This is a genomic window from Nonomuraea guangzhouensis, assembly GCF_019396345.1.
In the GTDB taxonomy this organism is placed as follows: domain Bacteria; phylum Actinomycetota; class Actinomycetes; order Streptosporangiales; family Streptosporangiaceae; genus Nonomuraea; species Nonomuraea guangzhouensis.
In genome coordinates this window covers 233,867-256,969 of record NZ_JAHKRM010000009.1, presented here as the reverse complement: position 1 = coordinate 256,969, position 23,103 = coordinate 233,867, and the positions used below count along the sequence as shown (strand labels likewise).

The 23,103-nt window shown below is 70.9% G+C and carries 22 protein-coding genes; 14 read left to right on the top strand and 8 right to left on the bottom strand.

What is annotated here, in order from left to right:
• Positions 1 to 16: 16 nt before the first annotated feature.
• From KME78_RS20445 to KME78_RS20430, 4 genes are read right to left on the bottom strand one after another with little or no spacing between them, the layout of a single operon-like run.
• Positions 17 to 1,294, bottom strand: a complete 1,278-nt coding sequence (locus KME78_RS20445) for an MFS transporter (protein ID WP_219530684.1) — start codon at positions 1,292 to 1,294, stop codon at positions 17 to 19.
• A gap of 51 nt (positions 1,295 to 1,345) precedes the next feature.
• A complete protein-coding gene (locus KME78_RS20440; protein WP_219530683.1) occupies positions 1,346 to 2,164 on the bottom strand; it encodes a hypothetical protein in 819 nt (272 codons plus the stop codon).
• Entirely contained in the window at positions 2,161 to 3,183 is a 1,023-nt protein-coding gene (locus tag KME78_RS20435; RefSeq protein WP_219530682.1) for a Gfo/Idh/MocA family protein, read from the bottom strand. The genes KME78_RS20440 and KME78_RS20435 overlap by 4 nt, the downstream gene beginning before the upstream one ends.
• Positions 3,180 to 4,097: a sugar phosphate isomerase/epimerase family protein gene (locus KME78_RS20430; RefSeq protein ID WP_219530681.1), complete on the bottom strand. Its 918-nt coding sequence runs from the start codon at positions 4,095 to 4,097 to the stop codon at positions 3,180 to 3,182. The genes KME78_RS20435 and KME78_RS20430 overlap by 4 nt, the downstream gene beginning before the upstream one ends.
• Positions 4,098 to 4,265: 168 nt before the next feature.
• On the opposite strand from KME78_RS20430, the gene KME78_RS20425 reads away from it, so the two are divergent.
• Complete coding sequence (locus KME78_RS20425; RefSeq protein WP_219530680.1) at positions 4,266 to 4,901, top strand: TetR/AcrR family transcriptional regulator; 636 nt, start codon at positions 4,266 to 4,268, stop codon at positions 4,899 to 4,901.
• Positions 4,902 to 4,916: 15 nt separating this feature from the next.
• Here the strand turns inward: KME78_RS20425 and KME78_RS20420 are convergent, their stop codons facing one another.
• Positions 4,917 to 7,217, bottom strand: a complete 2,301-nt coding sequence (locus KME78_RS20420; protein ID WP_219530679.1) for a molybdopterin-dependent oxidoreductase — start codon at positions 7,215 to 7,217, stop codon at positions 4,917 to 4,919.
• Positions 7,218 to 7,361: 144 nt separating this feature from the next.
• Here KME78_RS20420 and KME78_RS20415 point away from each other — a divergent pair, with 144 nt between their 5' ends.
• From KME78_RS20415 to KME78_RS20405, 3 genes are all read left to right on the top strand, one after another.
• On the top strand, positions 7,362 to 7,817 hold the full coding sequence (locus tag KME78_RS20415) for a winged helix-turn-helix transcriptional regulator (protein ID WP_219530678.1): 456 nt from the start codon (positions 7,362 to 7,364) through the stop codon (positions 7,815 to 7,817).
• A 312-nt stretch (positions 7,818 to 8,129) separates the two neighbouring features.
• The gene (locus KME78_RS20410) at positions 8,130 to 8,642 is read left to right on the top strand and encodes a flavin reductase family protein (protein WP_219530677.1); all 513 of its coding nucleotides are present in this window, start codon (positions 8,130 to 8,132) and stop codon (positions 8,640 to 8,642) included.
• 14 nt (positions 8,643 to 8,656) lie between these two features.
• The gene (locus tag KME78_RS20405) at positions 8,657 to 9,568 is read left to right on the top strand and encodes a glutathione S-transferase C-terminal domain-containing protein (RefSeq protein ID WP_308127046.1); all 912 of its coding nucleotides are present in this window, start codon (positions 8,657 to 8,659) and stop codon (positions 9,566 to 9,568) included.
• A gap of 118 nt (positions 9,569 to 9,686) precedes the next feature.
• Here the strand turns inward: KME78_RS20405 and KME78_RS20400 are convergent, their stop codons facing one another.
• The gene (locus tag KME78_RS20400; protein ID WP_219530676.1) at positions 9,687 to 9,848 is read right to left on the bottom strand and encodes a hypothetical protein; all 162 of its coding nucleotides are present in this window, start codon (positions 9,846 to 9,848) and stop codon (positions 9,687 to 9,689) included.
• Between the two features lie 360 nt (positions 9,849 to 10,208).
• Here KME78_RS20400 and KME78_RS20395 point away from each other — a divergent pair, with 360 nt between their 5' ends.
• The 10 genes from KME78_RS20395 (at position 10,209) to KME78_RS20350 (ending at position 20,341) form a co-directional block, all read left to right on the top strand.
• Positions 10,209 to 11,381 carry a serine hydrolase domain-containing protein gene (locus KME78_RS20395; protein WP_219530675.1) on the top strand — a complete coding sequence of 391 codons (1,173 nt, stop codon included), beginning with the start codon at positions 10,209 to 10,211 and terminating at the stop codon, positions 11,379 to 11,381.
• 330 nt (positions 11,382 to 11,711) lie between these two features.
• The gene (locus tag KME78_RS20390; RefSeq protein WP_219530674.1) at positions 11,712 to 13,196 is read left to right on the top strand and encodes an amidase; all 1,485 of its coding nucleotides are present in this window, start codon (positions 11,712 to 11,714) and stop codon (positions 13,194 to 13,196) included.
• Positions 13,197 to 13,328: 132 nt separating this feature from the next.
• Positions 13,329 to 14,219 (top strand): ABC transporter ATP-binding protein, encoded by an 891-nt coding sequence (locus tag KME78_RS20385; RefSeq protein WP_219530673.1) that lies wholly within the window; start codon positions 13,329 to 13,331, stop codon positions 14,217 to 14,219.
• Complete coding sequence (locus KME78_RS20380; RefSeq protein ID WP_219530672.1) at positions 14,219 to 14,941, top strand: ABC transporter permease; 723 nt, start codon at positions 14,219 to 14,221, stop codon at positions 14,939 to 14,941. Before KME78_RS20385 ends, KME78_RS20380 begins: the two co-directional genes overlap by 1 nt.
• On the top strand, positions 14,938 to 16,089 hold the full coding sequence (locus tag KME78_RS67200) for a sensor histidine kinase (RefSeq protein ID WP_219530671.1): 1,152 nt from the start codon (positions 14,938 to 14,940) through the stop codon (positions 16,087 to 16,089). Before KME78_RS20380 ends, KME78_RS67200 begins: the two co-directional genes overlap by 4 nt.
• On the top strand, positions 16,086 to 16,679 hold the full coding sequence (locus KME78_RS20370) for a response regulator transcription factor (RefSeq protein ID WP_219530670.1): 594 nt from the start codon (positions 16,086 to 16,088) through the stop codon (positions 16,677 to 16,679). Before KME78_RS67200 ends, KME78_RS20370 begins: the two co-directional genes overlap by 4 nt.
• 87 nt (positions 16,680 to 16,766) lie before the next feature.
• A complete protein-coding gene (locus tag KME78_RS20365) occupies positions 16,767 to 16,970 on the top strand; it encodes a hypothetical protein (protein WP_219530669.1) in 204 nt (67 codons plus the stop codon).
• A gap of 116 nt (positions 16,971 to 17,086) precedes the next feature.
• Entirely contained in the window at positions 17,087 to 18,556 is a 1,470-nt protein-coding gene (locus tag KME78_RS20360; RefSeq protein WP_219530668.1) for an MFS transporter, read from the top strand.
• A gap of 44 nt (positions 18,557 to 18,600) precedes the next feature.
• Positions 18,601 to 19,755, top strand: a complete 1,155-nt coding sequence (locus tag KME78_RS20355; protein WP_219530667.1) for a macrolide family glycosyltransferase — start codon at positions 18,601 to 18,603, stop codon at positions 19,753 to 19,755.
• A 232-nt stretch (positions 19,756 to 19,987) separates the two neighbouring features.
• Positions 19,988 to 20,341, top strand: coding sequence for a hypothetical protein (locus KME78_RS20350; RefSeq protein ID WP_219530666.1), 354 nt, complete (start codon positions 19,988 to 19,990; stop codon positions 20,339 to 20,341).
• 545 nt (positions 20,342 to 20,886) lie between these two features.
• Here the strand turns inward: KME78_RS20350 and KME78_RS20345 are convergent.
• Both KME78_RS20345 and KME78_RS20340 read right to left on the bottom strand, forming a co-directional pair.
• The gene (locus KME78_RS20345) at positions 20,887 to 21,744 is read right to left on the bottom strand and encodes a phosphotransferase (protein ID WP_219530665.1); all 858 of its coding nucleotides are present in this window, start codon (positions 21,742 to 21,744) and stop codon (positions 20,887 to 20,889) included.
• Positions 21,745 to 21,941: 197 nt separating this feature from the next.
• Positions 21,942 to 23,027 carry a DUF5937 family protein gene (locus KME78_RS20340; RefSeq protein ID WP_308127045.1) on the bottom strand — a complete coding sequence of 362 codons (1,086 nt, stop codon included), beginning with the start codon at positions 23,025 to 23,027 and terminating at the stop codon, positions 21,942 to 21,944.
• Positions 23,028 to 23,103 lie beyond the last annotated feature (76 nt).

The following is a 23,103-nucleotide window of genomic DNA, read 5'->3' as shown; positions in this document are numbered from 1 at the left end:
CCTGAGCGCGGCCTTGTCAGCGGACCTTGCGGATGGGGATGACGGTCAGGGCGCCGAGGACGGCGAAGACCAGGGCGGCGGTGAAGGCGGCGGGGTAGTTCTGGTCGCCGCCGCCGATGGTCAAAAAGAGCGGGGCGATCAGGGGCGCCAGCGACTGGGGGAGTGAGTTGGCGATCTGGAAGACGCCGAGGTCCTTGGCCGCGTTGTCCGGGTTGGGCAGGACGCGGACGACCAGGGCCATGTCGACGGCGAGGTAGGTGCCGGTGCCCAGGCCGAGGATCGCCGAGCCGATCAGGTACTGCGCGTAGGAGGTGGTGAATCCGAGGGTCAGCAGGCCGGCGCCCATGATGAGGGAGGCGAGGAGAACGAAGACCTTGCGCCGTCCCGTCCGGTCGGACAGCCAGCCGCCGAACGTGGCGGTGAGCAGGGAGGCCGCGGTGAAGACCAGCGTGGCGGTGAAGACGAGGGCCACCGCTTCGGCGGGGCTGTAGCCGAGCCGGTCGGTGATGACGTAGAAGCCGAAGGTGAGCTTGAAGGCGTTCCCGGTGAAGATCAGGAAACGTCCGGCGAAGGCCCAGCCGAAGTCGCGGTGGGCGAAGGGGTTGACCCACAGACTGCGTAGCAGGTCGAGGGGACGGAAGGGGCCGAGCTGGCCGCGGTCGGCGGGCTGGTCGGGCAGGAAGGTGATGAGCAGCCCGATCGCGGCGAAGGTGAAGACGCCCGGCAGCAGGAACATCAGGGACGTGCTGCCGACGACCATCGTGGTGAGGAACGTGCCGACCAGGATGCCGATGTTGCTCATCGGGCCGAGGATGCCGGACACCCGGCCGCGCTGCTGTTCGGGCACGTGGTCGGGGATGATGGCGTTGAGCGCGGCCTGCGCGGCGTTGTAGCCGGCCTGGGTGACGCACCAGCCGAGCAGGATCGTGGGAACGTTCTGCGCGACGGCCATGATGAGCAGCCCGGCGGCGCCGGCCAGCGCTCCGCCGGCCAGCCAGGGGCGGCGGCGGCCGAAGCGGCTGGTGGTGCGGTCGGACAGGTTGCCCCAGATCGGGGTGATGGCCATGGACAGGAACGCGCCCACCGACAGGATGAGCCCCAGGCTGGCGGCCTTGCCCTCGGGGTCGATGGCGCCGACCTTGACCGAGAGGGTCACCACGATCGGGGTGAGCAGGCCGGCCCACAGGCCGAGCTGGCCCAGCGCGTACAGGGCGATGAAGCGGATGCCGACGGGCGTGGCCGGCTCGTCTTGGGCGGGGACGCCGTTCAGGGCGGGGGATGGCGAAGCGGACATGGCGGCCTCCAAGGGAGGAAAGGGGGTTCTGTTCGTCTGTGTGAAGGGGGTTCAGAGGAGGCGGAGGTCGTCGGCGAGGTCGTGCAGGCCGTACGGGGGCGCGGCGCCGGCGGTGACGGCGGCGTGCAGCGCGCGCCAGGAGGCGCGGACCGGGTTTTCGAAGCGGGTGGGCAGCCGGTGTTCGCCGTGCGCGTCGGTGCGGACGACGTCGGCCGGGCGTGCGGTGGCGGGGTCGGGGAAGGACACGCGCCACTGGACGGCGGGCCCGAGCAGGCTCAGCCGGGCGCGCGCGGTGCCCCATGGGGAGATGGCGGCGGCCAGGTGAACGGGCACGTGGCCGAGCTGGGCGTGCGCGGTGTGGCCGTGGTCGTCTGCTTGGTGGAGTTCGACGTTGGTCGCGGGGCCGAGCGCGGTGCGCAGGAGTGCGAGCTGCTCCAGCAGGATGTCCGCCGCCTCCCGCCCGGGCGGGAGGGTCGCGGTCAGTTCGATGAGTGCGGTCTGGGCGAGGTCTTGGCGCAGGGTGCCAGCGGCGGCGGGGATCGCCGGGTTGAGTGCCCAGGTCGCGGCCACGACGACGGGGATGCCCGCCGCGGCGGCACGGTCGGCGAGGTCGTGTACGCGGTGGGCGGCAGCGGTGAGGTCATGCCTGCGATCGGCGTCACCGGTGGGTGCGCCGGTCGTCACGTCGGTGAGCAGGATGCCGCGCGGCCGGTCGGTGAGGGCGGTGGCCAGGGCGTCGAGGTCGGCGACGGCGACGACGGCGCCGCCGGTGGCGACCGGGCGGAAGTCCTTGGGCAGTGAGGCGAGGGCGGCGTGCAGTGCCGGACGGTCGGCGTCCAGGACGAGGGTCACCGGGAGGGGGCCGGTCATGGGGTGGCTCCTTGGCGCAGCAGGGCGGTGGCGCGGTCGGCGAGGTTCAGCGCGTAGGCCAGGTCGGCGACGAGGTCGGTGGTGCCGTAGCGGACCGGTTCGGCGCCGGTCGCCACGGCTGCCAGGTGCCGCCATTCGCCGGCGTAGCCGTTGCCGGGGTAGGGCCCGAGCAGCCGCGTGCCCGCGCCGGTGCGCAGTTCGGCCGTCGCGGAGCCGGCGGGTACGTAGGAGGGGGTGAAATCCAGCCGTAGCTCGCCGTCGTCGCCCCAGGCCTCGAAGGTCCATTCGGTACGCCAGCCGCCGTGCAGGTAGCCGATCAGCTCCGCGGTCCGCCCGCCGCCCCGCAGGGTGAGCACGTAGCCGAACGGTTGGAGCGGCCGGACGAGGTCGACGCTTTCGATCTCCGGCAGGAAGCGCCGTACCAGCGGCAGGTTGTGGATGGCCAGGCCGAGGATCGCGCCGCGGATGGCGGCGGCCGGATCGCCGCCGCGCGCCGGGAACACCGGGTCGGTGTGCAGTTGGGTGGCCGCCGATTCGAAGCGCGCGTTGGGCGGCAGGATGATGCGCGAGCGTACCCGGTGGACGGTTTCCGGTAGATCGCCCCAGGCTCGTTCGGCGGCCAGCCACGCGGGGTCGTAGGTGTGCATGGCGCCCACCACGACGGGTACGCCAGTGTCTCTGCTCGCCTCGGCGATCGCGTGGGCCTCGTCCAGGGTGGTGGCCAGCGGCTTTTCCACCAGGACGCCCTTCTTGCCGGCGCGGCAGGCGGCTGCGGCCTGTTCGGCGTGGAACGGGTGCGGGCTGCACACGGCCACCAGGTCCACGGCGGGGTCGGCGAGGAGTTGCTCGACGGTGGTGCTGTGCGCGGCCCCGGCGCGGGCGGCCACCGCCGCCGCCGTGCCGGCGTCGACGTCCATGACGTGCGTCACGCGCAGCCGGTCGGACAGCCCCGCGATGGTGGGCAGGTGGATGGCTTGAGTGACCGGGCCGGCTCCGATGATGCCGATGCCGAGTGTCATCGGCGTCGTTCCTTTCCGAGGTGGGTGAGCGTCCATTGGCGCGACAGGGCGGCGCTGTCCTTGGCGGTTCTGCGGTCGGGTACGTCGACCTCGATCACCATCCATCCCGTGAAGTCCTCGGGCAGGGCGGCGAGCGCCGCCTCGAGATCCACGTCGCCTTGGCCGGGTTCGGTCCACAGGTGCCGCTCGAAGACGGTCTGCCAGAAGTCCGCTCCGGCCTCGCGAGCCTGCGCGGCGACGGCGGCGTGGACGTCTTTGAGGTGCGCGGCGCCGACCCTGTCCCGGTAATGGGTGATCAGGGCGGCGGGGTCGGCGCCGGCCCACCGCAGGTGCCCGGTGTCAGGGCCGAACGCCAGCAGGCCGGGCGCGATGGCGTCCAGGACCGCCCGGGTCTCCCGTTCGGTCTCTATCCAGGTGCCGACGTGGGGGTGCAGGCAGGGACGCAGGCCTTCGGCGACGATGACCTCGCAGGTCCGGGTGAGGTTGTCGATGACGGTGTCCAGTCGCGCCGGGTCGGACGCGGCGCCGACGGCCGGCGTGGCGATTCGCTCGGCCGTCAGTGCGGAGGCGATGAAGACTTCGCTCATGCCGAGCGCGGCCTGGGCGCCCGCGTGCTGCCGGGCGCTTTCGAGGAGGGCGGGCATCGCTGAGGGGTTGTCGTAGGCGCCCTGGAAGTAGCCGGGTGCCGGGGTGAGGCCGTACTCGTGGAGGAGGGCGAGGTAGCCGGCCGGGGTCAGGCCCGGGGGGATGTCGGCCTGTACGGCGGTGAAGCCGGTTTCGGCGATCTCGGCGAAGGCGGTGCGGAGCGTGGCCACGTCCAGGGTGAAGCCGGACGGGGTGAGCAGCCAGGGCAGCGGGTTGATGCCGAACCGGGGACTTGGTGAGAGGGCGTGGGCGGGTTCGTGAGATCGCATGGAGAGATCCGTTCCTCTGAACAGGCAGGCGGGCGCTCCCATGCAGGTGGCAGGGTGGGTAACGCCGACCACGGTCCAAAAGTGATCGGTTGTTTACGTTTCGGCAAACGTAAACGCCTGATAGCTTTTGCGCAAGAGAGCGTCTGCGGATTTCTCGGGAGGCTGCCAGTGGCGAACGGCGCAGGAAGCCCGCGCGGGCCGTACCGAAGCGGCATCAAAAGGCGCGAGCAGATCGTCAACGCCGCGGCCAAGGCGTTCACCGCGCACGGCTACGACGGGGCCTCCATGCGGCAGATCGCCGCGGACGTGGGCGTCTCACCCGCCGCGCTGCTGCGTCACTTCCAGGACAAGGAAGACCTGCTCGCCGCCGTCCTGGAATGGTGGGCGAGGGAGACCGCCGCGCTCGGCACGGGAGAACGGAGCGGGCTGCGGGGGTTCAACGATCTGCGTGCTCTCATGAGGTATCACGTCGAGCATCGCGGTCTGCTGGAGCTCTTCATCCGCCTGACCGGAGAGTCCGCCAACGAGAAGCACCCGGCGCGGGCCTTCATCCAGCAACGCTACGGGAAGATCGTCGACATGCTGGTCGAGCGGCTGCTCGGCGTGGCGCAGGCCGGAGAGATCCCGCCCATCGCCCATGACCAGGCCGCATCGGAGATCCGCGCCCTGTGCGCCACGATGGACGGGCTGGAGATCCAGTGGCTCCTCGACCCCACGGTGGACCTGGTCGGCCTCTTCGACCAGCATCTGGACCACACCCTGGAGCGCTGGAGGCAGGGCAGGTACGTGCCTGGTACGAGCTGAGAGGCGGTGTGCCGGTCAGGCACTGATCGGTTCGAGCCGCGCCGGGACGTGCTTGTGATACGGGGTGCCGGCGATCGGATCGCGATGGTCGCTGGAGGTGAGGTCGTTGGGCGCCACGCCGACCGAAGCCGCGTCGGGGGTCTGGGTCACCCCCAGGCCGTTGGGCAACGCGATATGGCCCCGGCGCATCATCGGGCTGATCTCCACGAGGACCTCGGCGCTTCCCCGCTGGGTGGTGATCCGGGCCCGGTCGCCGTCGGCCAGGCCGAGGGCGTCAGCGTCGGCCGGCGAAACGCGAAGGGCGCCGTCCCGGTCGCGCCTGCGCCATTCGGGGCTTCGGAAGATGGTGTTCGCGGTGAATGATCGCCGTTCGCCGGCGGACAGGACGAGGGGGAACTCCGGGTCGCCGCCGGGCGGCCGCGCGCCGGCCAGCTCGGCGAGCGCGTCGAGCATGATGGCGTTGTCGAGGTTCAGCAGCCCGTTCGGGGTGCGGACCCGGGCCCAGTTGTCGGCGGGCTCATCGACGCTGAAGATCACGCCGCTGGGGTGGGTGAGAATCGCGTCGAAGAGCGCCTCGGCCAGCTCGGCGCCCTCACCCTCGAAGCCGGCCCGCTCGATGCTGGGCCGGATCTGCGCCGCCACCCTGTTCGCCGCGCCCCACAGCAGCGCCGCCGACGCCGCGCCGTCGGGCAGCGCCGGGCCGAGCGTGCGGTAGAGGATCACGCTCAGAAGCGGTGCGGCCTCGGGATGCTCTCCCATGAGCTGGAGGAACCGCCCGCCGAACGCGGCGCGGCTGTGCCGCGCCGCCTCGGCCAGCGGAGCGAGATCGAGCGCGTCGAGGGCGCCGAGGGCCTCGACGATCCGCGCGTGGATCTCCGGCTCGGGCAGCGTGCCGGGCAGCGGCTCGAGAACAGGACGACGCAGGTGGAAGTAGTTGTGCGGGAACTCGAAGTTGAAGAACGTCGCTTCCCACTTCTCGAACTGCGACGCCGCCGGGAGCACATAGTCGGCCAACTGGGCGGTCTCGGTCATGGCGACATCGATGACGACGGTGAATTCCAGCGCCTCGATCGCCTCGCGCATGCGGGGGCTGTCGGCGAGTGAGTGCGCCGGGTTGGCGGACTCGATGATCATCGCCCGATAGCGGTCGGGGTGATCGGTGAGGATCTCCTCGGCGATCACGTTGCACGGGACGAGTCCGGAGATGATCCGCGCCCCCGCGACGGGGGATCGCCGGTCGCGGCCACCGTCCTGCGCCCGCGCGCCTCCGCCGCCGCCGCCGCTTCCGCCTCCGGCGAGGTTGACGATGCTGGTGGGCACGTAGTGGCCGCCGGGGTTGGCGAAGTTGCCCGTCAGCACCCACAAGAGCTTGTTGAGGTAGCTGGACAGCGTGGAATGCAGGCTCATCTGCACCCCCAGGTCCTCATACACCGCCACGCTCGAGGCCGCCGCGATGCGCCGAGCCGTGCGCCGGATCAGATCCGCGTCAAGGTCGCAGATCGCCGCATAGGCATCGATGTCGACCGCGGCGAGCAGGGGTTCGAGGCGGTCGAGGCCGGTCGCGTGCTCGGCGAGCCAGTCCCGGTCGAGCAGGTCCTCCTGGACCAGCACCGCGGCGAGCGCGGCCAGGCACCAGGCATCGGTGCCGGGGCGCAGGGCGAGGTGGTGGTCGGCGAGTTCGGCGGTCTCGGTGGTGCGGGGATCGAGCACGACCATCGACCGGTTCGGATCCCGGGCGATCTCCTTCAGCGTCGGACGGGCGCGCGGGATGCTGTGGGACTGCCACGGGTTCTTGCCGACGAACACCACCACCTCGGCGTGCTCGTAGTCGCCTCGTGTGTAGCCGCCGAGCAGCTTGGCGTTGACCCAGAATTCGCCGGTCTTCTCCTGTGCCAGCGCGTTGGAGCGGTACTTGCTGCCGAGCGCGGCTCGGGTGGCGGAGGCGTAGGCGCCGTTGAGGTGGTTTCCCTGTCCTCCACCGCCGTAGTAGAAGATCGTCTTTCCGCCGTGGGTGTCGCGTACCCGGGCGAGCCCGGCCGCGACCTCGGCGATCGCGGTGTCCCAGTCGACGGGCTCGTACGTCCCGTCGGGGCGGCGGCGCATCGGGGAGGTCAGCCGGTGGGGTCCGTTCTGGTAATGGTCGAGTCGCAGCGCCTTCTGGCAGGTGTAGCCCTGCGACGCCGGATGGGCCTTGTCACCGCGGATACGGTCGAACGTCCGCCCCTGTGGCCCGCCAAGACGCACCTCGATGCCGCAGTTGCACTCGCACAGGATGCACGCGGTCGGACGCCACGGCGTCGTCTGCTCGTCGGTCATCTCATCACCCTTCGAACGGGGCCAGGCTTCGCCTGCCTGGAGGTGAGGTGACGATCGGCTCGCCAACCCCAGCGAGTTCCATGATGGAACGGACGCTAGGACAATGAGTTCCAACATGCAACCCTCCAGGCTAGGCTGATCCGCATGCGGCGTACCGACACTGCGGACTGGCCTTGCACGATCGCCCGGAGCGTCAGCGTGCTCGGCGACCACTGGAACCTGCTGCTCCTGCGGCAGGCCTGCCTCGGCACCCGGCGTTTCGACGACTTTCAGGCCGCTCTCGGCACCGGCCGCAACATTCTCAGCCAACGCCTCGGCCGCCTCGTCGAGGAAGACCTGCTCCGCAAGGTCGAGTACCAGCCCAACCCGCCCCGCTACGAGTATCGGCTCACCGACAAGGGCAGGGAGGTCTACCCGATCCTCGCCGCCATGGCCGCCTGGGGTGAACGGTGGCTCACCGGCCCCGAGGGCACGCCGCTGATCCTCCACCACACCGCCTGCGGTCATGACATGCACGCGGTCGTCGTCTGCAGCGAGTGTGACCAGCCCATCGACGTCCGCGAGGTCCGCGCCCATCCCGGCCCCGGCTTCCCCGAATGAATTACCCTATAAACCAGTAGGAAATATTGACTTATAGGGAGATCGCGGCTTAGTTTCGTTGGTATGAGCCAGGGCTTTCTGCTGACCAGGCGCTCTCACGTGGATTTCTGCCACGTCGCCAGCGCACAGTGTCGTTGATCACGGACCCGTAGCCGCCGAATCCCCCTCTCGTGCTCCCGGCGTGGCCGCCTTTCCCGCCGCGCCCCGGCAGCCCGCGTGAGCACGCCTTCTCCGTGAGGAACTTCTCGTGATCATGCCATCACCCACATCCGGCCACCCCACCGTAGGCCCGCACCAGCCCGGGGCACCCGTATGACTGACACGCTGCCCGATCGGGCCATCGCGGCCGAGCAGTTCAAGCAGGCGCTCGCCGTGCACGCCAGCGGAGTGGTGGTCATCACCGCGCAGAGCGACGGCATCCCCGTGGGTCTCACCGCCACGTCCTTCTCCTCGGTCAGCCTCGAGCCGCCCTTGGTCTCCTTCTACGTGGACCGCTCCTCGACCACCTGGCCCCAGCTGGGCGGCGCCGACCACTTCGCGGTCAACATCCTGACCAGCGACCAGGCCGAGCTTGCGGCCCGCTTCGCCCGCAAGAGCATCGACCGGTTCGCCGCGCCCACCCGCTGGCGCCCCGGACCGCTGGGCGCTCCGTTGCTGCAGGACGTCTCGGCGCACCTGGTCTGCCTGCCCTACGAGCGGGCCGTGGTCGGCGACCACATCCTGGTGGTCGGCCTGGTCGCCGAGGCGGACGTGCGGCGGCCCGGCCGCCCGCTGCTCTACCACCAGGGCCGCTTCGGCCGCTTCCTGGCCCACCCCGACTCCTGAACCCCGGAGGACCCGTGTCCATCTCCACGCAGACGGCGCTCCACGCGACCCCTGTCGACCATGCCACCTACGGCCTCTACGGCCCGGGCCGGCTGCACCTGTCGCCGGACTGGAACCGCCCGGTCTACCCCTTCCAGGGCCGCATCACCGCCGACGGTTCCAGCGGATTTCGCGCCGAACCCGGCCGCTACCACCTCTACCTCGCCTGGGTCTGCCCGTACGCCCACCGCGCCGCGATCGTCCGCAACCTCAAGGGCCTGCAGGACGTGGTCTCGCTGTCCTATGTGGACGACGAGCGCGACGGCCGCGGATGGGCGTTCAGGCAGCGCCGCGGCGCCGACCCGGTCAACGGCTTCACCCTGCTGGAGCAGGCGTACGAGGCGACCGAGAAGGGGTACGGCGGCCACATCTCGGTCCCCGTCCTCTGGGACCGGCGGACCGGCACGATCGTCAGCAACAACTTCCCCGACATCACGATCGACCTGGCCACCCAGTTCGAACAGTGGGCCGGCACCTCCGTCGACCTCTACCCCGACGAGCTGCGCCCGGAGATCGACAAGCTGAACGGGTGGATCTACTCCGACGTCAACACCGGCGTCTCCCGCGTGGCCCGCGCCGCTACCGAGGACGAGCGCGAGCAGGAGCGCCACCGGGTCGTCTCCGCGCTGGAGCGGCTGGACGAACGCCTGGCCGAGCGGCGGTTCCTGACCGGCGACACGATCACCGAGGCGGACGTGCGGCTGTGGGTGACGCTGGCCAGGTTCGACTCCGGGGACAACCGCGGCCATCTCATCAGCGAGCGGGAGCTGTCCGACTTCGAACACCTTTGGCCGTACGCCCGCGACCTGTACCAGCGCCCCGCCTTCCGGGAGACGACCGAGGGCCTGCCGGCCACGTGGGAGGTTCCGCACGGGCGGGGGCTATGACGCGCACGCAGGTCCGCTTGGCGAAAAACACCACGATCTGGACCGGCCCCCGCTCTGTCCGGCAGTCAGATCGACTTCGCCTCGTTCGCCCACCTGGCCAGGACGGCCGAATACGGCCTTAGGAGCCGACTGCCGAGGCGCGCATGATCGTCTGGACGACGCCCGCCCCGAGCCGTCGGCGGCTGTCGCGCGGAGCGAGGCGTGGCCCGCGCGGGTTGGTCACCACCGCGATCCATCCCTCGCCGGTGCGTACGACGGATAGCGCGCGCCACGTCGCCACGTCGCGCCGTCGTCGGCGGAGACCTTCAGCGCGAGCTTGTCCACGGCAGGCTCAGGCGCGCCCGGATGGCGTTCCGCCCGGAAGGGTGCATCCGGCGAGCGGCGCCCACATCACGACCGTGTCTTCACGGGCCGGCGTCAGCCACCGGTGGCAGCGTCCATGCCGGTGCGCCCCGCCCCGGCGTCGGCGAACAGCCGCGCCGCGGGGTAACAGCGGCTGTTCCGTCCCGGTAACCAGGGGCGCGGTTGAGTGCTTCTCGACACCGACCCGGCGAGGAGGCATCTCATGCTCGCACGACCACCGCGTCTGGCGTTCGCCGCGACCTGCGCTGTCACCGTGACCCTGAGAAGAGGAGAATCCATGACCGTTTGCACGACCAGACGACGGGTGGCGATCGTGGCCGCCGCGCTCGCGGCAGGGATGACCACGTTCCCTTCCGCCGCGCGCGCCCAGGGCTATGACCAGGCGCAGTTGCGGCGGGACCTGAACGCCGTGAGCGCCACCGGCGTGGTGGGGACGCTCGGTGAGGTGGTGACCCCGTCGGGCCGCCTGCGGGCACGGGCCGGGGTGAGAGAGCTGACGTCCCGCGCCCCCGTTCCTGCCGACGCCCGCTTCAGGATCGGCAGTGTCACCAAGACGTTCGTGTCCACCGTGGTGCTGCGGCTGGTCGGCGAGGGCAGGCTGTCGCTCGATGACACCGTGGAGAAATGGCTGCCCGGCGTGGTCCGGAGCAGCGGCAACGACGGCCGCGAGATCACCGTACGTCAGCTCCTGCAGCACACCAGCGGCCTGCACAACTACCTGCCGAAGCCTCCCGGCTCAGCGCGGGCGTGGCGGGAGGAGCGGTTGCGGTCCTACCGCGCCGAGCAGCTCGTTGCGCGGGCCGTACGGCACCGGCCCGACTTCGCACCGGGGACGAACTGGCGTTATTCCAACACCAACTACGTTCTCGCCGGAATGATCATACGGAAGGTCACCGGGCACACCTGGCAGCGGGAGGTCCACGACCGTATCCTCAAGCCGCTGGGCCTGCGTCACACCAGCGCGCCCGGCGCCGATCCGCACATGCCCAGGCCGCATGCCAGGGCGTACATGCGGTTCCAGCGGGGCGGGCCATGGGTGGACGTCACGGTCAAGAACCAGACGTTGGGCGACGCGGCCGGCGCGATGATCAGCACCACCGGCGACCTGAACGCGTTCTTCCGCGCGCTGATGGACGGCAGGCTGCTGGCCCCCGCGCAACTGGCGGAGATGAAGAAGACCGTCCCGGCCAAAGAACTGCAGGCGATGGGGGTGCCGGGCGCCCGTTACGGCCTCGGGCTCCTCTACCGCCCACTGAGCTGCGGTGGCGGCTACTGGAGCCACGGTGGCGACGGCGACGGTTACCGCACCAGGCTGGGCGTCTCACCGGATGGCCGCCGTGGCGTCGTGGTCTCGGCCACCTCCCGCTCGCTCGCCGACTTCAAGGCCGAGCAGCGCGCCGACCGGGCGATGGCCACCCTGGTGGACCACGCACTGTGTGCAACCGGCTGAGGCGTCGGGACGATAGAACAAATTTAAAATGGGTTACCCCGTTTACTGGACAATTCCCGCGCACTATGGCCAGCGGTCGAGCGAATAGTCAGTGCCGGAGAGAAACAAGATGAGCATTGAGACATCTATCTCGTTGCGCGAAGCGGAATTTCATGCCCTTACCAGTGGAGTCGACTCGCCGCCGACCATGCTGACCTGGGGTAGGGCATCTCAGGCGGCAGAATGAGTGCGTGACTTAAGCCCACCAAAGGAGTCGTTTAGACTTTTCCGGCCGATGCGGGCGACTTGTGGGGGGGAGAGCGTCCGCCGCAGGCCGTTAGAGTCGAATTTATGGAATGGAATTTTCAGTCGGCCGAAGAACTCGCGGCTGCCTTGCGTGCCGGTGAAGTGAGCTCAGTGGAACTGACCGACGCGGCGATCGCCCGTATCGAGCGGGAGGACAAGGTGATCAACGCGATCTGCGTGCCGGACTTCGACCGTGCGCGGGCCGCCGCGCGCGATGCCGACCAGGCGCGCGCCCGCGGTGAGGACCGCCCGCTGCTGGGCATTCCGGTGACGGTCAAGGAGTCCTACAACATCGCCGGGCTGCCCACGACCTGGGGCATGGCGCCGCAGGCGGACTTCATGCCGGCCGAGGACGCGGTCCAGGTGTCGCGGCTGAAGGCCGCGGGCGCGGTGGTGCTCGGTAAGACCAATGTGCCGGTGGGGCTGCAAGATATCCAGAGCTTCAACGAGATCTACGGCACCACCAACAACCCGTGGGATCACGCTCGCACGTCGGGTGGGTCCTCGGGCGGATCAGCGGCGGCTCTGGCGTCCGGGTTCGGCGCGCTGTCCATCGGCTCCGACCTCGCCGGCTCGTTGCGCACCCCCGCGCATTTCTGCGGCGTCTACGCGCACAAGCCGACACTCGGGCTGGCGGCGACCCGCGGCATGGTCGCGCCACCGGCACCGCCGTTGCCCGTCGACCTCGATCTGGCCGTCGTCGGTCCGATGGCGCGCACCGCCCGCGACCTCACGCTCCTGCTCGACGTCATGGCCGGACCGGACCCGCTGACGCACGGTGTGGCGTACGACGTGAGGCTGCCGCCCGCGCGCCACGAGCGGCTCCGCGACTTCCGGGTCTTGGTGCTCGAGGAGCATCCGCTCATTCCGACCGGGTCCGCCGTGCGGGCGGGCGTGAACCGGGTGGCCGACGCGCTTGTCGACGGCGGAGCCCGCGTCGAACGGCACAGTCCGCTGCTGCCCGATCTGCCCGAAGCCGCAACGCTCTACATGCAGTTGCTGATTTCTGGCTCCGTTGCGCGTTTTCCCATCGAATCGTACGAGCAGCTGCGGACCCGCGCCGCCGGACTGAGCGCGGACGACCAGAGCCTTGACGCCGTGCGGCTGCGCGCCATGGTGTTCAGCCACCGCGACTGGATGGAGGCGAACAACCGTCGCGAACTCCACCGCCACGGCTGGCGGCAGCTGTTCGCCGAGTTCGACGCCGTGGTCTGTCCGATCACGCCCACTCCCGCGTTCGGCCACGACCACAGCCCCAATCCGCTGGAACGCCGGCTCGACATCGACGGCGTCGAGTACCCGTACTTCGACCAGCTCGTCTGGGCCGGTCTGGCCACCATGCCCGGCCTGCCCGCCACCGCCATACCAGCGGGCCGGTCCCCCGAGGGCCTGCCGGTAGGGGTGCAGCTCATCGGTCCGATGTTCGAGGACCGCACCCCGCTGCGGCTGGCCGAACTGCTCGAGCAGAAGATCGGCGGCTTCCAGGCACCGAAGTACCCAGGCCGATCGTCCGCATGCTTGGCACGCTAGTGCGCCCGCGGCGTACCGCGCGATGCCGCCGGCGCGGTACGCCGCCTGCTCCAAGCGCATGACATCCGTCATACGGGCCTGGCTGACGTACGGCACTATCTCCGTCACCACCCCGGCGACCAGGCTGGTCGCATGGGAAACGCACTGGAGATGGAGGCCGTGAGCAAGAACTACGGCCGGATTGCCGCGCTCGGCGGCGTGGATCTGGACGTGGGTGAGGGAGAGACGGTGGCGGTGCTCGGCCCCAACGGGGCGGGCAAGAGCACGCTGCTGTCCATCGCGCTCGGGCTACTGGCCCCCGGCGCGGGCTCGGTCCGGGTGCTCGGCCGCGCGCCGCTGGAGGCGCTGCGCACAGGCCGGGTCGGGGTGCTGCCGCAGGAGTCGGGGCTGCTGGAGGACGTGCGGGTGGCGGAGCTGGTGAGGGCGGTGGCGGGAATGTATCCGCGGGCGATGGCGCCTGAGCGGGCGATGCGGGCGGCGGGAGTCGAGGAGTTCGCCGGGCAGCGCGTCGGCCGGTTGTCCGGCGGGCAGCGGCAGCGCGTCAGGTTCGCGTTGTGCGTGGTCGGCGATCCCGAACTGCTGGTGCTGGACGAGCCGACGGTCGGCCTGGACGTGGAAAGCCGCCGCTCGCTGTGGCAGGAGGTACGGTCCAGAACCGCCGCGGGCCGTACCGCCGTGTTCGCCACGCACTACCTGACCGAGGCCGACGATCACGCCGACCGGATCGTGCTGCTCGCGCAGGGCAAGGTCGTCGCCGACGGCCCAGTCGCCGCGGTCAAGTCGCTGGTCGGCGGTCTGGAGGTGCGTTGCGCACTGGACGGCGCGAACCCGGCCCTGCTCGCAGCGCTGCCCGGCGTGCTGCACACCGTGATCGAGGGCCACGCGGTCACCCTGCGCACGAACGACTCCGACGCCACACTGCGGGCCCTGTTCGCCACATACGAGCAGGTCCGCCAAGTGCGGGTGGAGAGCACGGACCTGGAGAGCGCGTTCCTGAGCCTGACCGAAGGAGGACGGGACTGATGGGTGCCTACGTGCGGCTGGAGCTGCGGCGCGGCTTTCGCAGTCCGGTCAATCTGGTCATGCTGATGGCGTTCCCGGTGGCGCTGTACCTGCTGTGGACCAAGGTGCTGAACCTGGCGCCGCAGGGGCGGCAGGGCGACCTCGCCGCGTACACGATGGTGTCGATGGCCACGTACGGTGCGATGGCCGGCGCGCTGTTCATCGGAAACACCATCGCGCTGGAGCGCGGCAAGGGCTGGCTGCGGCAGCTCGCGGTGACGCCGCTGCCTGCGCACGGCTACGTGACGGCCAAGCTGCTCAGCGGGGCGGCCGGGGTACTGCCGAGCATCGTGGCCGTGCTGGCCGCCGGGGCGTTCCTGTCGGACGTGCGGCTGTCGCTTGGCACCTGGCCCGCGCTGGTGGCGCTGATCTGGGTGGGCGTGCTGCCGTTCGCGGCGCTGGGCATCGCCTTCGGGTACACGTTGCAGGGGCAGGCGGCGACCTTGGCCATGACCGCCGTCTACTTCGGGCTGTCGGTGCTGGGCGGGCTGTGGGTGCCGGTTGAGATGATGCCGGAAGGGATGCGGGTGCTGGCCGAGTACAGCCCGGGCTACCAGGCGGGGTCGCTGGGGTGGCGGGCGCTGGACGGCCTGCCGCCGACCTGGTCTGGGCTGGGTGTGCTGGCGGCGTGGACGCTGGGCTTCGTTGCCCTGGGGTTGTGGCGCTACCGTCGATCATTGTGACGGTCCCTGTGATGTCGCTGGCGCGGGAGCCCGCCGTCCGGCGGGGCGCAACGCTGGCGCGTGCGATCTGCTGCGCCTGGTTGCTGCTGGCGCTCTGGCCGCTGTGGGTGTTCCTGGCCTCCGGGCCTGGGCTCGTGGCCGTGGAGGCGGCGCTGGCGCTGGTGGCGGTGTTCGCGGCCTGCTGGCTGGCGATCATGTGGCGGATGCTGGGCGGGCGGGCGCCGAGGCTGCGGCCGTGGGCGCTGGCGGGCATGACCGGGTCGGGGCTGGCGCTGCTGCCGTTGTTCGGGGCGCCGTGGGCGTACGCGTCGTTCGTGTTCACGATCAGCGCGTTCGCGGCCTCGCTGGGCGATCGGGCGTTCGCGGCGGCGGCGGGTGCGACCGCCGTGGTGGAGGTGCTGGTCCTGGTGGCCGCCGAGGTTCCGCTCGGGCAGGTGTGGTGGGTGCCGCTCGTCGTAGCGGCGCAGGCGGCGACCTGCTACGGCATGAAGCACATGGGGTTGCTGCTGGTCCGGCTCCAGGCGGCGTACGCCGAGGTGGAGCGGCTGGCCGTGGAGAACGAGCGGCTGCGCTTCGCCAGGGACCTGCACGACACGCTCGGGCACACGCTGACCTCGATCACCATCAGGAGCCAGCTCGCCGCCCGGCTGGCGACCGCTGACCCCGCGCGGGCGGCGCGGGAGATGGGCGAGGTGGAGGGGACCGCGCGGCGGGCGCTGGACGAGGTGCGGCACGCCATCGCGGGCTATCGTACGCCGTCGTTGTCGGTGGAGTTGGAGACGGCCACCCAGAATCTCGAGGTGGCCGGGGTGGAGGTGCGGGTCTCGCCCGCTGACGGGCCCATCCCGGCCGCCGCTGAGGTGCTGCTGGCCTGGGCGGTACGCGAGGCCGCCACGAACGTCCTGCGCCACAGCCGGGCTCGGCGGTGCTGGATCGAGCTGGGGGTGAGTGAGACGGCGGCCAGCCTGGAGGTCCGCGATGACGGCCGGTCGGCCGGACCCACGGACGACGGGGACGCTCGCGCTCCGGGGAACGGGCTCGCCGGGCTGGCCGAGCGGGTCGGGGACGCTGGCGGGCGGCTGGAAGTGGGGACGCTGCCAGACGGCGGCTACCGGCTCTGCGCGCGGATTCCGCTGGAGGTGCCGTGATCCGGGTGCTGATCGCCGACGATCAGGATCTCGTCAGGGGCGGGCTGGCCGCGCTGCTCGGGCTGGAGGACGGCATCGAGGTGGTGGCCGAGGCAGGCCGGGGGGATGAGGTGGTGGCCGCGGTCGAGGCGCACTGCCCCGACGTGATCCTGCTCGACATCGAGATGCCCGGGATGTCGGGCTTGGAGGTGGCCGAGCGGCTGCCGGGGCGGCGGGTGATCATCGTGACCACGTTCGGGCGGCCCGGCTACCTGAGCAGGGCGATGGCGGCGGGCGTGGCAGGGTACGTGGTCAAGGACGCCCCCGCCTCCGAACTGGCCGCCGCCGTGCGCAAGGTGATGGCCGGTGAGCGCGTCATCGATCCCAAGCTGGCTCTGACCGCCCTGACGACCGGCCCCAGCCCGCTCACCCAGCGGGAGGCGGAGGTGCTGCGCGTGGCCGCCGGTGAGGCGACGGTGGCCGGGATCGCGCGGCGGCTGTTCCTGACCGAGGGCACCGTGCGCAACTACCTGTCCTCGGCCATCCGGAAGACCGGCGCTCGCAACCGCGCCGAGGCCGCCAGGACGGCCGAGTCGCGCGGATGGCTCTGACCCAATTACAAGATCATCGAAGCCATGTCGCCCCGTACTCAACCTCTGTGGTCAGTACAGCTAGACCACATGGTCATCGTCCCTGCCATGTTGTCCATGGCCCTGCACCTGCGCGAGCAGGACCTCAGTCTTCGCGAGATCGCCGCCCGCCTCGTCATCGCCCAAGGCACCAAGAAGTGCCGGCACCCGTCATGCGCATGCTGCGCGATCACCGCGGCGGCATCGAGGATGCGCGCCTTGGTGCGCTCGGCGTCGCGCTGCCGCCCGGCCGGTTCCTGGTCCTGCGGGTGATTCTGTCATGCGTTCGTACGAGTTAATCAAACAAGAATTTGACTATTTTATGCGAGAGATTGATACTGCTCCCGGGGCCGCCGATCCGACGGTGTGCCCTCCATGAGGGAGTGGTCATGTCCCGTGCGAGTGACGGAGGGGCCGGGTCCGCGGCCATAGCGCCGGTGGCGTATCCGAAGCGGTGGGCCGCCGCGTTCGTCATGATGATCGCGGCGCTGCTGGATCTGATCGACGCCTCGATAGTGAACACCGCCCTGCCGTCCATCGGCCGTAGCCTGCACGCCGCACCGGCCGAGCTGGAGTGGACGGTATCCGCCTACATGCTCGGGTTCGCCGCGACGCTGATCATCGCGGGGCATCTTGGCGACCGGTTCGGCCGCAAGAGGCTGTTCCTGACCGGCGTGGCCTGCTTCGCCCTGGCGTCCGCGGGCAGCGCCATCGCCGCCGACCCGGGCCAGCTGATCGCCGCCCGTGCGGTGCAGGGAGTGGCCGCCGCGGCCCTGCTGCCGCAGGTGCTCGGTTCGCTGCGCACCATGTTCGACGGCGCGGCGCGCGCCAAGGTCTTCGCCCTGTTCGGGGTCACGGCGGGCGTCGCGAACGCCGCGGGCGTGCTGCTCGGCGGGGTACTGACCGACTGGGACCTGTTCGGCTGGGGCTGGCGCACCGTCTTCGCCGTGAACCTTCCCATCGCCGCCGGGGTTTTACTGCTGGGCGCGAAGTGGATCCCCACCTCACGGGAACGCACCGGCGGACGCATCGATGTGGCCGGAAACCTGATCCTCGCGCTGTGCCTGGTGGCGATCGTGCTGCCACTGGTGGAGGGCCGCTCGAACGACTGGCCGCTGTGGGGCTGGATCTGCCTGCCCGGCGGTGTCCTGGCCCTTGCCGCCCTGGTGGGCTACGAGTCCTGGCGCCGGATCGAGCACCCGCTGCTGCCCGCCGCGCTCTTCCAGCGGCCGGCTTTCGGCGCGGGTCTGCTGGTCCAGCTGCTGCTCGGTGCGGGTATGTCCGGCTTCTTCCTGGTCTTCACCATCTGGCTGCAGGCCGGTCAGGGCTACACACCCAGCCAGGCCGGAGTGCTGATGATCGCCATGAGCGCCGGCGCCTTCATCTCCGCCCCCGTCGTCGTCACCTTGGTCGCCAAGATCGGCCGAAACATCCTGGTCATCGGGAACCTGCTGATGGCCGGCGGGCTGCTGTGGGTCCAGTACGCCCTGAACGACGCGGCCCCCCGGCACACCGGGGCCTGGCCGCTGGTGCCAGGCCTGCTCGTCGCCGGCATCGGCCTCGGCTTCGTGGTCGTACCGCTGGTCGACATCGTCCTCACCGCGGTGCCCGAGCGCCTCGCGGGCGGCGCCTCCGGCATCTTCTCCACCGCCCAGCAGTTCGGCGGCGCCCTGGGCGTCGCCATCATCGGCAACCTCTTCTTCACCCACACGAGCCGGGGCCTGACCGGTGCCATCGTCCACGCGGCCCCCTGGGCGATCGGCGCCTTCCTCATCTGTGCCGTGCTCTGCCTGGGCCTGCCCGGCAGGAACCGCCCCCGCCGCCTCGCCGACAGCTCGAGCGCCCTCGACGCCGCCTGACCCCCACCCCCCGACACTGCCCCTCCACATCAAGGAGATCCGTCATGGCCCACCTCGCCTTCATGAGCCTCGCCGAGTCCGGTCACCTCAACCCCCTCCTGCCGATCGCCCGGGAACTGGTCGAGCGCGGTCACCGCGTCACCTTTCCCGCCGATGAGTCGATGGCCGAACGCATCGGCCCGACCGGAGCCGAGATCATCTCCTATGAGCCCCGCCCCGCCGAGTCCATCGTGATCGACGGCATGGACGCCGCCGCACGCGCCACCCTCGCCGTGCTGCGGCAACTGGAGTACGTTCTGCCGCAGATCGAGACCGGATACGCCGACGACCGGCCGGATCTGATCGTCAACGACTGGCTCGCCTGGGCCGGCCCGATGCTCGCCGCCAAGTGGCGTCTCCCCAGGATCCAGTCCTGGTCCGCCCACGCCGCCAGCGAGGGCTACGACTTCGGGAAGTTCATCGTCGGCATGTTCGCCGCCAGCCCCGTCAAGGCCGAGTTCGACACCCTGTTCGCCGCCATTCTCGGCCGGCACGGCGTCCCCCCGCTCCAGCTGCATGATTTCTACAAGCCCGCCGAGTTCAACCTCGTCTACCAGCCCAAGTCCTTCCACGTGCACAACGAGACCTTCGATGACCGCTACGCGTTCGTCGGCCCCACCCGGCTGCCCGCCGCGCAGGACTGGACGCCCCCGGGACGTCCGCTGGTCCTGGTCTCGCTGGGCACGATCATCAGCCGCCCGGACTTCTTCCACACCTGCGTCCAGGCGTTCGCCGACGAGCCCTACCACGTCGTGATGTCCGTGGGCCGCGGCATCAGCCCCGCCGATCTCGGGCCACTGCCCGCGAACATCGAGGCCCACCAGCACCTCCCACAGCCCGCCGTACTCGCCCACGCCGACGCCTTCGTCACCCACACCGGCATGAACTCCACGATGGAGGCCCTGGCAGCGGCCGTGCCGATGGTGGCCATCCCCCACACCCCCGAACAGCAGACCACCGCCGAACGCGTCGCCGCCCTCGGCCTCGGCTCGACCCTCGCTCCCGCCGACGCCACCGCCGAACGCCTGCGCGAAGCCGTACGCGACCTGCTCGACGAGCCCGCCACCCGGCAGCGGCTACGCGCCATGCAGGACGACGTGCGCGCGGCGGGCGGCGCACTCCGCGCCGCCGACGCGATCGAGGCCCGCCTGCCCAGGTGAGGTCGCGGCCCGGGGCACACGCCCCCAACCCGGCACCGGCCGAGCGCGACCTGATCAAGCTCGCCGACATCACCGGCGCGCGGGCGCGGGCGCTTGAGCGCTGCGGCGTCGAGCCCGGCGAGGCCCGCTTCATCATCGACCACCGCTCCGGGACCGGTCCCCGAGGAATGGGCGCATACTGGGCGCGCTCAGGACGTTTCGTCCCATCCGCAAGCGGAACTCAAGGAGGATCATGTCCGCCACGATCAGGACCGCCGCCCTGGCGGTGGCCGCGTCCCTCGCTCTCGTCCCCGCCGTCGCTCCCGCCGCCTTCGCCGCCGCCAAGCCCAACCTGCGTGCCTGCTACGACGGCAACTGCAAGATCACCATCACCAAGAAGGTCTCGTTCCCGGTCGACCCCAGCTTCGGCATCACCAGGCTGACCCTCTCCTTCAAGGCCGGCCGCGTCTACGTGAAGGACAGCGGGCCGGGCGTGCGAGGCTCGGGGTACTTCGACGAAGGTGGATCGAGCACGATGAACGGCATTCTCATCTACGCCCTGTCGGTGTCCAAGAAGAAGGCGGTGCTGGTGCTGACGACGGGCTGAGACGCCCCGTGCCCCGGTGACCGTCCGGCTGGAACATCCGGGACCGTCCGTTCGTCATCTGAGAGGTGCGGACGGGCGGGCGATGGAGGCGCCTACCAGGCCGCGCAGGCCACACTCCACGCGCTGCCGCCGACCTGATCGCGCTGTCCAAGCACTCCGCGCGAGTCGTCAAACGCTTCGGCCGGCCGCAGGCGCGGCTGGACATGGCACGGCACGTCAACGTCGCCGTTCTGCTGATCTTCCCCTCAAGTGGGCCCGCCAGATCAGCGGGATCTCCCCGGTCAGCGTCCCAGCGCCTTGCCGCACTCCTCGCGAGACAGCAGTCGCGCGATGAGCCAGGCCCCTCCTGCGCCGCCCGTCAACGACGGCGGAGCCGCCCTGAGGTGAATGTAGTGGGCGAATGCCGGCTTTCTTGGCCGGCGACGGAGGCGCACCACCTGACGCCGGCCCGACCGCAGCGAACATGACGCTGCTGTACGACATCGCGGCCAGGCGCGAGTTCGTACCGGCCGGCCCGGTGACGCTGCCGGCGCCCTGGGCGTCGCTCAGCGGCCGCCACTGGCGGCGCGCTCCCGGCGGTCGAGGGCGGCCTGCATCTGGGCGAGCCACTCCCGGCCCCTTCCGCGCCCGTCGGGGAGTTGGTCGTCGCGGTCCCAACGCCAGGAGACCACGAGGGCGAGGCTGAGGATCCGGCAGTCGGCGAGCAGCCAGGGGTCGGCGCCCGGGTAGTGCGCGGCGACGTCCTCCGGAGCATGCGCGAGGTCGAACTCGACGGGTCCGCGGCAGGCGGTCTCCAGGTCGATGAAGAGCGGTCCGTCCGCGGTGGCGAGCAGGTTGCCGGGGTGCGGTTCGCCGTGCAGGAGCTGTTGCCGCGTGCCGCGGTCAAGGATCGCGCGGCTGATTCCGTGGAGGGTGTCAGTCAGCAGGGCGCGTTCCGCGGCGCCGAGGTCCGGGCTGACGGCGGGGTCCTCGACCACCCGGAGGGCGTCGGCGACGCGGTCGGTGAAGTGCGGCGCGGCGAGGTTGATGCGGCGCAGGCCGGCGTGCAGCCGGGCCAGGGCGTCGGCGTAGGGGGCGGGCGGGTGGTTCTCGGGTGCGGCGGTGGGTTCGTAGTAGGTCCAGAGGGTGACGGCGAAGCCGTCGCGGACATGGACGCGGGGCTCGGCCCTCGGATCGAGACCCGCCACCGGGCTGCCGGTCCCGGCGAGGTGCCGGGCGATCTCAACCTCGAAGTCGAGGCGGTGCGCCAGGGGCGCGACCCGGGCGAGCACGCCGCTGGGCCGCAGCCGGACGGCGATCCGGTTCGAGTTGTGCAGCACAGCGGCGTCGTCGGCGCCCAGACCGTAGTCGGCGGCCGTGTCGACGGCCGCGGCCACCGCCCGTGGGATCTCGGTGTCCTTCATGTGTTCGGTGCCTCTCCCTGCCGGAGTTGATGTGTGGCGCAGGCCCTTGGGCCGGCCGGGCGTCTGACGCGTCGTGACTCGGCCGCTACTCCTTCCAGCTTCCCGACTTGCCCGGCGATCTGCGTCCGCTTCGCGACAAAGACGCGATCGATGCGGCGAAGGCGGCGGATGCCCGCGTTCTGGCAGACGGGAGCTACTCAGCGCAGTACGGCCGCCAGCAGGTCGGCCCCCAGCGCCGTCAGATCCGGCAGATTGAGGGTGTAACGGACGTAACGCCCCTGCCGCCGGGTCGTGAGCAGGCCCGCGCGGCGCAGGACAGCGAGGTGGCGGGAGACCTCCGGGGGCGAAAGTTCCCAGGCGTGGGCCAGCTCACCGGTGGTGTGCGAGCCGCGGGCCAGGGTGCGCAGCAGCCGCAGCCGTACCGGATGCGCGAGTGCCTCCAGCCGTAGCGTGACCGTTTCCAGCGATACCGGCTCCGATGGACTCGCCTCGGCCACGGGGTACTGCACCACCGGCTGCCACCCGGGCGCGTGGACCACCACCAGGTGCGGGCGACCGAAGACGCTGGGCAGGAAGGTGACCCCGGTGCCGTGGGCGGTGGTCGCATTGTCCTGCAGTTTGTCCACGATGATGCGGTTGCCGTCCGGCGCCAGGGTCACGGCGCTGGAGACCGACGCGAGTGCCGCCCCGATGCCCTGGCGCTTCAGCAGGTCGTTCTTCAGGCGCAGGTCGGTGGCGAGTTGCACGGCGACGTCCGTCCAGGCGGCGTCGAAGAAGGCTTCGGCGCACTGTTCGAGGGTGTGACGCACCCGCGCCCGTACGGCGGCCGGGTCCGCGAGCAGCCGTTCCGCGAAGGACTCTTGGAGCGCGCCGCGGGCCTGGGCCAGGTCCAGGGCCCGCTCGCGCGCCGTCGCGTCGGCGAGCGGCGATGGCGCGGCGAAGTGGACCCGGTTGCTGCCGCACGTGGTGATGAGCGCGGCGGACACATAGGTTTCATCGTCGATCCGGTCCACATCGTCCAGCTCCTCGGCGAGGGTCGGCCGGGGACGGGAGGGGACCAGGAAGTCGGCTCGTGAGGAACGCCAGAGGAACTCCGCCTCCCTGAGCCGCTCGGCCAGCTCCGGCCGCAGCCCGGCCCAGACGTCCCCGGCCCAGCCGGCGAGCTGCGGGTGATGCCCGGGTTCGGCCAGCACGTGCAGCATCGCGGTCAGCTCGGCCAGCGGGGAGGCAGCGAACCGCAGTCGCCCGGACGGCAGGCCGCCGATGTCGATCCTCAACGTCACCCCCTCATCATCGCTGGTCGGATGGCCGACGACCGCGTCGATTGACGGTGTCCGTCAACCGACGCGGTCGGCCCGG

Coding starts and splice junctions, on each gene's coding strand:
- KME78_RS20445 (WP_219530684.1), bottom strand. CDS start 1,294: ATGTCCGCTTCGCCATCCCCCGCCCTGAACGGCGTCCCCGCCCAAGAC.
- KME78_RS20440 (WP_219530683.1), bottom strand. CDS start 2,164: ATGACCGGCCCCCTCCCGGTGACCCTCGTCCTGGACGCCGACCGTCCG.
- KME78_RS20435 (WP_219530682.1), bottom strand. CDS start 3,183: ATGACACTCGGCATCGGCATCATCGGAGCCGGCCCGGTCACTCAAGCC.
- KME78_RS20430 (WP_219530681.1), bottom strand. CDS start 4,097: ATGCGATCTCACGAACCCGCCCACGCCCTCTCACCAAGTCCCCGGTTC.
- KME78_RS20420 (WP_219530679.1), bottom strand. CDS start 7,217: ATGACCGACGAGCAGACGACGCCGTGGCGTCCGACCGCGTGCATCCTG.
- KME78_RS20415 (WP_219530678.1), top strand. CDS start 7,362: ATGCGGCGTACCGACACTGCGGACTGGCCTTGCACGATCGCCCGGAGC.
- KME78_RS20410 (WP_219530677.1), top strand. CDS start 8,130: ATGACTGACACGCTGCCCGATCGGGCCATCGCGGCCGAGCAGTTCAAG.
- KME78_RS20395 (WP_219530675.1), top strand. CDS start 10,209: ATGACCGTTTGCACGACCAGACGACGGGTGGCGATCGTGGCCGCCGCG.
- KME78_RS20390 (WP_219530674.1), top strand. CDS start 11,712: ATGGAATGGAATTTTCAGTCGGCCGAAGAACTCGCGGCTGCCTTGCGT.
- KME78_RS20385 (WP_219530673.1), top strand. CDS start 13,329: ATGGGAAACGCACTGGAGATGGAGGCCGTGAGCAAGAACTACGGCCGG.
- KME78_RS20380 (WP_219530672.1), top strand. CDS start 14,219: ATGGGTGCCTACGTGCGGCTGGAGCTGCGGCGCGGCTTTCGCAGTCCG.
- KME78_RS20365 (WP_219530669.1), top strand. CDS start 16,767: ATGTTGTCCATGGCCCTGCACCTGCGCGAGCAGGACCTCAGTCTTCGC.
- KME78_RS20360 (WP_219530668.1), top strand. CDS start 17,087: ATGTCCCGTGCGAGTGACGGAGGGGCCGGGTCCGCGGCCATAGCGCCG.
- KME78_RS20355 (WP_219530667.1), top strand. CDS start 18,601: ATGGCCCACCTCGCCTTCATGAGCCTCGCCGAGTCCGGTCACCTCAAC.
- KME78_RS20350 (WP_219530666.1), top strand. CDS start 19,988: ATGTCCGCCACGATCAGGACCGCCGCCCTGGCGGTGGCCGCGTCCCTC.
- KME78_RS20345 (WP_219530665.1), bottom strand. CDS start 21,744: ATGAAGGACACCGAGATCCCACGGGCGGTGGCCGCGGCCGTCGACACG.